We start from the raw sequence: 11,249 nt of genomic DNA on the forward strand, positions 1-11,249 counted from the left end.
TGCTATCCGGCAGATGGCGATTGGGCGATATTGGGGGCATTGCTGAACCCCTTCTATCCAACGCCGCCATGTCCGATACCTCCGCCTCTGCTTCCCTCGTGACCGACGCCGATGCGCTGCTGCAGCGCCTGGGCGTGCCCCGTACGGCCTATACCGGTGGCGGCCTGTCGGTGCGTTCGCCCATCACCGGGGAGGCCATCGGCGCCGTGCACGAGGTCTCGCCGGCCGACGCCACCGCCGCCATCGCGCGCGCGCAGGCCGCGTTCCAGGCCTGGCGCAATGTGCCGGCCCCGCGCCGTGGCGAACTGGTGCGCCTGCTCGGCGAAGAGCTGCGCGCCGCCAAGGACGACCTGGGCCTGCTCGTGACCATCGAGGCCGGCAAGATCCCGTCCGAAGGTCTGGGCGAGGTGCAGGAGATGATCGACATCTGCGACTTTGCCGTCGGCCTGTCGCGCCAGCTCTATGGCCTGACCATCGCCACCGAGCGCCCCGGCCACCGCATGATGGAAACCTGGCACCCGCTGGGCGTGTGCGGCGTGATCTCGGCCTTCAATTTCCCCGTGGCCGTGTGGTCGTGGAATGCGGCCCTGGCCCTGGTCTGCGGCGACTCCGTGGTCTGGAAGCCGTCCGAGAAGACGCCGCTCACCGCCCTGGCCACGCATGCCATCGCCCAGCGCGCCCTGGCCCGCTTCGGCGATGCGCCCGAGGGCCTGCTCGAACTCTTGATTGGCCAGCGCGGCATCGGCGAGGTGCTGGTGGACGACGCCCGCGTGGCCGTGCTCTCTGCCACCGGCTCCACGGCCATGGGCCGCGCGGTCGGCCCGCGCCTGGCGGCCCGCTTCGCGCGCGCCATCCTGGAGCTGGGCGGCAACAACGCCGCCATCGTCGCGCCCTCGGCGGACCTGGACCTGGCCCTGCGCGGCATCGCCTTCGCCGCCATGGGCACGGCCGGCCAGCGCTGCACCACGCTGCGCCGCCTGTTCGTGCACGAGAGCATCTACGACACCCTGGTGCCCCAACTGCGCAAGGTGTACGGCAACGTGCAGGTGGGCGATCCGCGCGCTGCCGGCACCCTGGTCGGCCCGCTGATCGACCGCGGTGCCTACGACGGCATGCAAAAGGCGCTGGAAGAAGCCCGTGCCCTGGATGCCAAGGTGCACGGCGGCGAGCGCGTACCGGGCCTGGGCGGCAGCGATGCCTACTACGTGCGCCCCGCGCTGGTGGAACTGCAAAAGCATGAAGGCCCGGCCCTGCACGAGACCTTCGCGCCCATCCTCTACGTGGTGCGCTACCGTACGCTCGACGAGGCCATCGCCTGGAACAACGCCGTGGGGGCAGGCCTGTCGTCCTCGATCTTCACGCTCAACGTGCGCGAGGCCGAGCAGTTCATGTCGGCCGTGGGATCCGACTGCGGCATCGCCAACGTCAACATCGGCCCGAGCGGTGCCGAGATCGGCGGGGCCTTTGGCGGCGAGAAGGAAACCGGCGGTGGCCGAGAGGCCGGCTCCGACAGCTGGAAGGCCTACATGCGCCGTGCCACCAACACCATCAACTACTCCACCGCCCTGCCGCTCGCGCAGGGCGTGAAGTTCGACGTCTAAGAAGGTGCGAACGAACCCGACATGCCCGCTCATTCCGCCAAAACGCGCGCGCTCGTCGTGGCAAATGCTCGCCATAGCCCGAGCTATGGCTGTGCTTTGCGCCTAGATCGCACGCGTTTTGGCGGCCTGCTCGGACACGCCGGGTCCATTCACACCTTCTAACCATGCTGTTCGCTACGCAAACGCCCAGGAGCACCCCATGCCCATCGTGATCATCGGCGGCGGCGTCATCGGCAGTGCCATCGCCTACGAGCTGACACGCCAGCAGCCCGGCTGCGAGGTCGTGGTGGTGGAGCGCGACCCGGGCTATGCACGCGCCTCCTCGGCGCTGTCGGCCAGTTCCATCCGCCAGCAGTTCTCCACCGACATCAACGTGCAGATATCGGCCCATGGCATCGGCTTTCTGCGCAATGTGGACACGCTCCTGGCATGCAACGGCGATGTGCCCCACATCGGCCTGCACGAGGGCGGCTACCTGTACCTGGCCACAGCAGCCGGCGAGGCCACGCTGCGCGACAACCATGGGCTGCAAAAGCGCCATGGCGCCGATGTGGCGCTGCTCACTGCGGACGAACTGGCCACGCGCTTCCCCTGGCTGGCGCTGCAGGACGTGGTGCTGGGCTCGCTGGGCCTGTCGGGCGAGGGCTGGTTCGACGGCTACCTGCTGCTCACCGCGCTGCGCAGGAAGGCGCAGAGCCAGGGCGTGCGCTACGTGGCCGATGAGGCCGTGGGCCTGGACATGTCTGCCAGCGATGGCGTGCAGCATGTCACCGCCGTGCAGCTGAAAAGCGGCACCACGCTGCCCTGCAGCCATGCGGTGAATGCCGGCGGCCCCTGGGCCGCTGCCATCGCGGGCTGGGCCGGCATCGCGCTGCCCGTGGTGGGCAAGCGCCGCACCGTGTTCCACCTGTCCAGCCCGGCCCCGTTGCCCCGCTGCCCCCTGCTCATCGACACCAGTGGCATCTGGCTGCGGCCCGAGGGCAGCGGCTTCATTGCCGGTTTTGCGCCGCCCGCCGACCAGGATGCCGACTTCGCCCCGCTCGAGCCCGAGTACCACGCGTTCGAGGAGCATGTCTGGCCCACGCTGGCCGAGCGCATCCCCGGCTTCGAGGCGCTGCGCATGCAGGGCGCCTGGGCCGGCTACTACGAGATGAACACCTTCGACCACAACGCCATCGTGGGCCTGTCCCCCGACTGCGACAACCTGGTCTTCGCCAACGGCTTCTCGGGCCACGGCCTGCAGCAGTGCCCGGCCGTGGGCCGGGGCGTGGCCGAGCTGCTGCTCACGGGTAGCTACCAGAGCCTCGACCTGTCGCCGCTGTCCATCACGCGCATTGCCGAGAACCGGCCGCTGCTGGAGAAGAACGTCATCTGAACCTGGGGTCCGCCGCGTGGGTGTGGCGCGCCCTGCATTGCTTTCCCAACGCCATCCACAACAACCAACGAGGAGACGACGACATGGCTTTTTCCCCCAACCGCAAGATGATGGCCGTGGCACTGGCAGCGCTGCTGTGCGCCGCAGGCGCCAGCGCCCAGACCACGCTCGAGAAGATCAAGGCCAGCGGCAAGGTCGTGCTCGGCGTGCGCGAGACCTCGCCGCCCATGGCCTATGCACTGGGTGCCAATGAAAAATACGTGGGCTACCACGTCGAGCTGTGCGAGCGCGTGCTCAAGGACATCGTGCCCGACGCCAAGCTCGAGTACATGGCCGTGACGGCGCAGAACACCCTGCCGCTGGTGCAGAACGGCACGCTCGACATCGGCTGCGGCCCCACCACCAACAACACCGCGCGCCAGCAGCAGGTGGCCTTCGCGGTGACCACCTATGTGAGCGAAGTGCGCATGGCGGTGCGCAAGGATTCGGACCTGAAGTCCATCAGCCAGCTCGCGGGCCGCACCATTGCGGCGTCCACCGGCACCACGGCCGTACAGCTGCTGCGCAGGCAGGAGCGCGCCCTGGGCGGTGCGCCCATCAAGACCGTGCTGGGCAAGGACCACCACGAAAGCTTTCTGCTGCTCGAATCGGGCCGTGCCGATGCCTTCGTGCTCGACGACAACCTGCTGGCCGGGATGATCGCCAATTCCAAGGACCCCTCGGCCTACCGCATCGTGGGCGAGCCGCTGGGCGCCGAGCCGATCGCGCTGCTGTTCCGCAAGGACGACCCGACCTTCAAGGCGGCCGTGGACGGTGTGCTCACCAAGCTCATGCAGAGCGGCGAGATGGAGAAGATCTACACCAAGTGGTTCGTCAGCCCCATCCCGCCCAAGAACCTGGGTCTGAGCCTGCCGCTGGGCACCACGCTGCGCCAGCTGTTCGCCGCCCCCAACGACAAGCCCCTGGAGACCTACCAGCAATGAACGCCGCCATCCCCGCCACGGCCTTTCGCGCCGCCGACCGCATCAGCGCCATCGGCGTATCGGACATCGTGCGCATCACCCAGGCCGCCAACGAGCTCAAGCGCCAGGGCCAGCCCGTGATCGTGCTGGGCCTGGGCGAGCCGGACTTCGACACCCCGGCCCACATCCAGGAAGCCGCGCAGCAGGCCATGGCGCGGGGTGACACGCACTACACCGTGCTGGACGGCACGCCCGAACTCAAGGCCGCTATCCAGCGCAAGTTCCTCCATGACAACGGGCTGGAGTTCGCCACCCACGAGATCACGGTGGGAGCGGGTGCCAAGCAGGTCATCTACAACGCGCTGATGGCCAGCCTGAACCCCGGCGACGAGGTGATCCTGCCCGCACCGTACTGGACTTCGTACGCCGACATGGTGCTGATCGCGGGCGGCGTGCCGGTGGTGGTGCCGTGCAGCGAGGCCAATGGCTTTCGCATCACGGCCGAACAACTCGACGCCGCGATCACGCCGCGCACGCGCTGGGTGTTCATCAACTCCCCCTCCAACCCCAGCGGCACGGCCTACAGCGCCGAGCAGCTCCAGCCCATCCTGGAGGTGGTGCTGCACCACCCGCAGGTCTGGGTGCTGGCGGACGACATCTACGAGCACATCCTGTACGACGGCCACGCCTTCGCCACCCCCGCGGCGGTGATGCCTGCGCTGCGCGAGCGCACGCTCACCGTGAACGGCGTCTCCAAGTCGTATGCCATGACGGGCTGGCGCATCGGCTACGGCGCGGGCCCGCGCGCATTGATCGCGGCCATGGCCGTGGTGCAGAGCCAGGCCACCTCGTGCGCCTCGTCCATCAGCCAGGCGGCGGCCGTGGCGGCGCTCACCGGGCCGCAGGACATCGTGGCCGAGCGCTGCCGCGAATTCCAGGCGCGGCGCGACCTGGTGGTGGCCGCGCTCAACGCGTCGCCGGGGCTGCGCTGCCGCGTGCCTGAAGGGGCGTTCTACACCTTTGCCAGTTGCGAAGGCGTGCTGGGCCGCACCACGCCGGGTGGCGCCACGCTGCGCAGCGATGCGGATTTCTGCGACTACCTGCTGCGCGAGTTCCATGTGGCCGTGGTCCCCGGCAGCGTGCTGGGGCTGGCGCCGTACTTCCGTATCTCGTACGCTGCGTCCATGGCCGACCTGCAGGAAGCCTGCGCGCGCATCCGCCGTGCCTGCGAGGCGCTGCGCTGATGCCCCTGTGACTTCTTTCTTCTGTTTCTTTCGTTTCGGACCTTTGACATGACCACGCCTTCCTCCTCCAGCAACGCCGCCAGCCGCACGGGCGGCCAGATCCTGGTCCAGCAGCTCATCACCCATGGCGTCAAGCAGCTGTTCTGCGTGCCCGGTGAAAGCTACCTGGCCGTGCTGGATGCGCTGCACGACGCCGACATTGCCGTTACCGTCTGCCGCCAGGAGGGCGGCGCCGCCATGATGGCCGAGGCCCAGGGCAAGCTCACCGGCCAGCCGGGCATCTGCTTCGTCACGCGCGGGCCCGGGGCCACCAATGCCTCGGCCGGCGTGCACATCGCGCACCAGGACTCCACGCCGCTGATCCTGTTCGTAGGCCAGGTGGCGCGCGGGGCGCTGGGGCGCGAGGCCTTCCAGGAGCTGGACTACGGTGCCGTGTTCGGCACCATGGCCAAGTGGGTGGTGCAGATCGACGACCCGGCCCGCGTGCCCGAGCTCATCTCGCGCGCCTTCCACGTCGCCACCTCGGGCCGGCCCGGCCCGGTGGTGGTGGCCCTGCCCGAGGACATGCTGACCGAGGCCGCCACGGTGGCCGACGCGCTGCCCTACCAGGTGACCGAGACCCACCCCGGCGCTGCGCAGATGGCTGAGCTGGCCGAGCGCCTGGGCAAGGCCAGGCAGCCCGTCGCCATCCTGGGCGGCAGCCGCTGGTCCGAGCAAGCCGTGCACGAGTTCACGGCCTTTGCCGAGGCCTGGTCGCTGCCCGTGTACTGCTCGTTCCGCCGGCAGATGCTGTTCCCGGCCACGCATGCCTGCTATGGCGGCGACCTGGGCCTGGGCGTGAACCCCAAGCTGCTGGCGCGCATCCGCGCGTCGGACCTCGTGCTGGTGGTCGGCGGGCGCCTGTCCGAGGTGCCGTCGCAGGGCTATGAGCTGTTCGCCATTCCCAACCCCGTGCAGCCCATCGTGCATGTGCTCGCCGATGCGGACGAACTGGGCCGGCTCTACCGCGCGGCGCAACCGATGCATGCCACGCCCCAGGCCTTCACTGCGGCGCTGGCCACGGTGCGCCCCACGGCCGCCGTGCCTTGGGCGGCCCATGCCGAGGCCGCCCACGCCGAATACCTGGCCTGGAGCGACACCGCCCCCATCCGCATCCCCGGCGACCTGCAGATGGGCCAGGTGATGCAGCACCTCAAGGAGGTGCTGCCGGCCGACACCATCTTCTGCAACGGCGCGGGCAACTTCGCCACCTGGATCCACCGCTTCTGGCCCTTCACCACCTACGCTAGCCAGCTGGCGCCCACCAGCGGCTCCATGGGCTACGGCCTGCCGGCCGGCGTGGGCGGCAAGCGCCTGTGGCCGCAGCGCGAGGTGGTGGTCTTTGCCGGCGACGGCGACTTCCTCATGCATGGCCAGGAGTTCGCCACCGCCGTGCAGTACGGCCTGCCCATCATCGTGGTGCTGCTGGACAACGCCATGTACGGCACCATCCGCATGCACCAGGAGCGCGAGTACCCGGGCCGCGTCAGCGCTACCGCGCTCAAGAACCCCGACTTCAAGGCCTACGCGCAGGCCTTCGGCGGCCATGGCGAGCGCGTCACTACCACCGAGGAGTTCGGCCCTGCATTGGCCCGCGCCCGTGCCAGCGGCCTGCCCAGTGTGCTGCACTGCCTGATCGATCCCGAGGCGATCACGCCGACGGGAACGCTGCAGGGCCTGCGCAACGCGGCGCTCGCCAAGAAGTAATACCGCGTCCAAACCCTGTGGTCGGCTGGGCGGCTGACAGCAGGGTGTCTGCGCTTTTGCGCACAATGGAGGCCGTGACCTCCCCACCGCCCGACGAGCCTTCCGCACCGCGCCTGCGCCGCATCGCGCACCTCGACATGGATGCTTTCTTCGCATCCGTCGAGTTGCTGCGCTACCCGCAGCTCAAGGGCCTGGCCGTGGTCATCGGCGGCGGGCGGCGCAAGGTGGACGAGCTGCTGCACCAGAGCCCTGATGGCCAGGGTCTGCGCGAGCCGCACTTCATTCCGGTGGCCGACTTTCCCCTGCTCAAGGACTATGTGGGCCGGGGCGTCATCACCACCGCCACCTACGCGGCGCGGCAGTTCGGCGTGGGCTCGGCCATGGGCATGATGAAGGCCGCCAAACTGTGCCCGCATGCCATCGTGCTGCCCGTGGATTTCGACGAGGTGCGCCGCTTCTCGCGCCTGTTCAAGAGCACCATCGCCGAGATCGCGCCCGTGATGCAGGACCGCGGGGTGGACGAGGTCTACATCGACTTCACCGACGTGCCCGGCGGCCAGCGCGAAGGGGGTCGGGTGCTGGCGCGGCTGATCCAGAAGAGCATCTTCGACGTGACGGGCCTGACCTGTTCCATCGGCGTGGCGCCCAACCGCCTGCTGGCCAAGATGGCCAGCGAGTTCAACAAGCCCAACGGCATCTCCATCGTCCACGAGGAAGACCTCAAGGACAGGATCTGGCCGCTCAACGTGCGCAAGATCAACGGCATCGGCCCCAAGGCGGGCGAGAAGCTCGCGGCGCTGGGCATCACGACCATCGGCGAGCTGGCCGCGCAGGATCCACAGTGGCTCATCGCACGCTTCGGCCAATCGAGCGGCGCCTGGATGCACCGCGTGGCCTGGGGCCGCGACGACAGCCCTGTGGTGACCGAGAGCGAGCCCGTGAGCATGAGCCGCGAGACCACCTTCGACCGCGACCTGCATGCCGTGCGCGACAAAGCCGAGCTCGGCCGCATCTTCACCGACCTGTGCGAGCGCGTGGCGGCCGATTTGCAGCGCAAGGGCTATGTCGGCAAGACCATCGGCATCAAGCTGCGCTACGACGACTTCAGGATCGCCACGCGCGACCAGACGCTGGACCGCTACACCCAGGACGCGGCCACCATCCGCCGCACGGCGGGCCTGTGCCTCAAGCGGGTGCCGCTGGACCGCAAGCTGCGTTTGCTGGGCGTGCGCGTGGGCACGCTGGAGCGCGAGGGCGAGGTGCCCGACGGCCCGCCCGAACCACGCGCCCCCCGGGTGCGCGAGGCCGACCCGCACACCCGACCGCTGTTCTGAGGGCCGACGGGCGGGGGGGCTTGACGAAGTCTTACGTCAAACTTACATTGATCATTCCTCTGGCGGGAGATGGTCATGACGCTCAAGGAGCTCCAACGCATCAAGCAATGGCATGTGGACCACCGGGTGGAGCATCCGCTGGAATACCACCTGTGGGATATGGTCCTCACGCTCTGGCTCATGGGCTGGGTGGGCTGGGTGCCCACGTGCGCGCTGGGTGACGCCTGGGCTGCGCCCCTGTGTTTTGCCGGGACTCTGTTGCCCAGCCTCTACGTGGGCTGGCGTGCCCGGGCGCACCGCTTGAACAAGTTGCGATGCGATTGGCTCAGGGCGTGAACACCACCTGAGAGGTCGCGCCGGCTCAGGTGTTTACTGCCGTGCGGTGCGCACGTTGCCCGGGAGGGCCTGCGGGTGGCTGGTGCGCAGCGGGTTGATATCGAGGCCGCCGCGGCGCGTGTAGCGCGCGTAGACCGTGAGCTTGAGCGGCTTGCAGCGTGTCCACAGGTCCATGAAGATGCGCTCCACGCACTGCTCGTGGAACTCGTTGTGGTTGCGAAAGCTCACCAGGTACTGCAGCAGCCCTTCCTGGTCGATGGGGGCGCCGGTGTAGCGGATCTGCACGCTGCCCCAGTCGGGCTGGCCGGTCACCAGGCAGTTGCTCTTGAGCAGGTTGCTGGTGAGCACTTCGGTGACGGCGGGCTCGTCATGCACGGCGTGCAGCAGGTGTGGCGCGGGCTGGTAGTGGGTGCACTCCACGTCCAGGCGGTCCAGGCTCAGGCCGTCGAGCTCGTGCACCGGTTCCCGGTCGAACATCTCGGGCAGCAGCAGCCGCACGCCCACTGTGGCCGGGTGCTCGGCACCGCGCCAGGCGGCCTCGCTCACGTCGGTGCGGATGCGCGCCTGCACCTCGGATGGATCGGCAAAGCGCGTGTTGTTGAAGCTGTTCAGGTAGAGCTTGAAGGACTTGCTCTCGACGATGTTCGGCGTCTCGCAGGGGATGGTGATGTGCACCAGGGCCACCTGCGGCTTGCCGCGCTGGTTGAGCCAGGACAGCTCGAAGGCCGTCCACAGGTCCGCGCCGAAGAAGGGCGGGGCTGCGATGATGCCGATCTCGGCGCGCTTGCCGGCGCGCGGGATGGGGAACAGCAGCGAGGCGTCGTACTGGTCCACATAGGCGGAGGCCTTGCCCAGCTGGGACTGCTCGGGGGTGTTGTCGTTCATGGCGGGTGCTTCCCTGGTTGGCTGGGCGGTGGTGCCGCCTTACTTGAATTCGCGCTCGCGCAGCCACTTGGTGGCGATCCATTTCTCGCCGGCAATCACCGGTGCGCCGCCATGCAGCGTGCGGGTCGCAGGGTGGGCGCGCTCGTAGCTGAAGAACACGGCATTGCCGCGCTGGGGAGCCACTTCGACGTGCACGTCGGGGAAGGTGGTGCCGCCGCCCTTGTCGGGCGTGTTGAGGTACATCACCAGCGTGCCCACACGCTGCCCGCCGCGCTTCAAGATGGTGGGCGTGCCCGGCTCGCCCGGGTCGAAATAGTCGTAGTGCGGCTTGTACTCGGCCCCGGGGCGGTAGTGCAGCACCTGCAGGCCCTCGCCGTTCTCTATGGGCCAATCCAGCAGCCGGGCGATGCGCTCCTCGATGCGCTGCACCACCGGGTTCTCGCCGCGCTGAAAGAACATGCCGTCGCTGGTGCGGTCGTCGTTGACCTCCTCGCCGCCGGTCTTGGTCGCGACCGTGAGCGAGCGTGCCATGCGGGGCGCGGCCGCGGCGATCAGGGCGTCGCATTCCTCGGCAGAGAGCAGGTTGCCGAACACCACGATGCGCGGCTTGGCGATGGCCAGCAGGATGTTCACAGCGCGGTCGCCAGCGTCGATCTGGGCCGGCGATTCGTCCAGCAGGGGTTCGGGCACCCTCACGGCGGGCGGCTGGCCCTGCTGCTCGGCCAGCGCGTTGAGGTGGTCCTGCAGCGTGATTTCCAGGGCCTCGGCGGCCACGTCCTCGTTCCAACCGGCATCGCGCATGGATTGCAGCACCACGGGCGCGGCAAAGCCGGCCTCGGCCTGTTCGACGATCCAGCGGCGCAGCTCGGGCGTGATGGCCTGGCGTGCCGCAGCGGCAGTGCTGGTGGTGGAAGGCGACTGTTCGGAAGACGATGCCATGGCAGATCTCACACGTTGGTCTTGCGCCGGAACACCAGGCGCTCGGGTTGGGAGGCAGCGGGAGCAAAAGTGTAGCCTTCCAGGCCAAAGCCCTGGAGGCCGTGCGGGGTGGCGATGCGCTGGGTCACGGCGTAGCGCGCCATCAGCCCGCGCGCGCGCTTGGCATGGAAGCTGATGATCTTGTAGATGCCACCCTTCCAGTCCTCGAAGACGCACTCGACCACGCGCGCCTTGAGGGCCTTGGTGTCCACGGCCTTGAAGTACTCCTGCGAGGCGAGGTTCACCACCACCGGCGTGGTGTCGGCGCGCAGCCGGGTATTGAGGTGCCTGGCGATGCGGTCGCCCCAGAACTGGTAAAGGTTGCTGCCGGCCTCGGTGGCCAGGCGCGTGCCCATCTCCAGGCGGTAGGGCTGCATCCGGTCCAGCGGGCGCAGCAGGCCGTACAGGCCGCTCAGGATGCAAACGTGGTCCTGTGCCCATTGCAGGTCTTCGCTGGCCAGCGTGCGCGCGTCCAGGCCTTCGTAGACGTCGCCATTGAAGGCCAGCAGGGCCTGGCGCGAGTTGGTCTCGGTAAAGCGCGGCTTCCAGGCCTGGTAGCGCGCCACGTTCAGGGCGGCAAGCGGGTCGCTCAGCGACATCAGCGTGGCGATGTCCTGGTGCGACTTTTCGCGCAGCACCTTGATCAGGTCCTTGGATTGCGGCACGAACTGCGGCAGTGTGTGCGGCAGGTCGGGTGGCAGCGGGGTTTCGTAGTCCAGCGACTTGGCGGGGGACAGCAGGAACAGCATGGTGGCGTGGTGGTTCGTCGAGGTCGAACAAAAGGAAAG

General features: G+C 68.6%; 10 protein-coding genes. 7 read left to right on the forward strand and 3 right to left on the reverse strand.

Translation table 11 applies throughout. The features are described 5' to 3' along the window. Positions 1-68 precede the first annotated feature (68 nt). The 7 genes from amaB (at position 69) to AC07PA_RS04965 (ending at position 8,598) form a co-directional block, all read left to right on the forward strand. Positions 69-1,601 (forward strand): L-piperidine-6-carboxylate dehydrogenase, encoded by a 1,533-nt coding sequence (gene amaB / locus AC07PA_RS04935; RefSeq protein ID WP_494604560.1) that lies wholly within the window; start codon positions 69-71, stop codon positions 1,599-1,601. 199 nt (positions 1,602-1,800) lie between these two features. Further along, positions 1,801-2,976 carry an NAD(P)/FAD-dependent oxidoreductase gene (locus AC07PA_RS04940; RefSeq protein ID WP_494604562.1) on the forward strand — a complete coding sequence of 392 codons (1,176 nt, stop codon included), beginning with the start codon at positions 1,801-1,803 and terminating at the stop codon, positions 2,974-2,976. Positions 2,977-3,059: 83 nt separating this feature from the next. Then, positions 3,060-3,959: an amino acid ABC transporter substrate-binding protein gene (locus tag AC07PA_RS04945; RefSeq protein ID WP_494604564.1), complete on the forward strand. Its 900-nt coding sequence runs from the start codon at positions 3,060-3,062 to the stop codon at positions 3,957-3,959. Beyond that, entirely contained in the window at positions 3,956-5,182 is a 1,227-nt protein-coding gene (locus tag AC07PA_RS04950; protein WP_494604566.1) for a pyridoxal phosphate-dependent aminotransferase, read from the forward strand. The genes AC07PA_RS04945 and AC07PA_RS04950 overlap by 4 nt, the downstream gene beginning before the upstream one ends. A gap of 48 nt (positions 5,183-5,230) precedes the next feature. After that, a complete protein-coding gene (locus tag AC07PA_RS04955) occupies positions 5,231-6,928 on the forward strand; it encodes a thiamine pyrophosphate-binding protein (protein WP_494604568.1) in 1,698 nt (565 codons plus the stop codon). Positions 6,929-6,993: 65 nt separating this feature from the next. Then, positions 6,994-8,262 carry a Y-family DNA polymerase gene (locus AC07PA_RS04960; RefSeq protein WP_007848260.1) on the forward strand — a complete coding sequence of 423 codons (1,269 nt, stop codon included), beginning with the start codon at positions 6,994-6,996 and terminating at the stop codon, positions 8,260-8,262. Positions 8,263-8,337: 75 nt separating this feature from the next. Further along, positions 8,338-8,598 carry a hypothetical protein gene (locus AC07PA_RS04965; RefSeq protein WP_007848258.1) on the forward strand — a complete coding sequence of 87 codons (261 nt, stop codon included), beginning with the start codon at positions 8,338-8,340 and terminating at the stop codon, positions 8,596-8,598. Between the two features lie 33 nt (positions 8,599-8,631). Here the strand turns inward: AC07PA_RS04965 and queF are convergent, their stop codons facing one another. Genes queF through yaaA form a run of 3 tightly spaced genes read right to left on the reverse strand, consistent with a single transcriptional unit; the run spans position 8,632 to position 11,210 of the window. Further along, on the reverse strand, positions 8,632-9,483 hold the full coding sequence (gene queF, locus AC07PA_RS04970; RefSeq protein ID WP_494604571.1) for an NADPH-dependent 7-cyano-7-deazaguanine reductase QueF: 852 nt from the start codon (positions 9,481-9,483) through the stop codon (positions 8,632-8,634). Positions 9,484-9,522: 39 nt separating this feature from the next. After that, complete coding sequence (locus tag AC07PA_RS04975; RefSeq protein WP_494604573.1) at positions 9,523-10,422, reverse strand: 2OG-Fe(II) oxygenase; 900 nt, start codon at positions 10,420-10,422, stop codon at positions 9,523-9,525. 8 nt (positions 10,423-10,430) lie between these two features. After that, positions 10,431-11,210, reverse strand: a complete 780-nt coding sequence (gene yaaA / locus AC07PA_RS04980) for a peroxide stress protein YaaA (RefSeq protein WP_494604575.1) — start codon at positions 11,208-11,210, stop codon at positions 10,431-10,433. Positions 11,211-11,249: the final 39 nt, after the last annotated feature.

It is taken from the genome of Acidovorax sp. GW821-FHT09B03 (genome assembly GCF_059418305.1).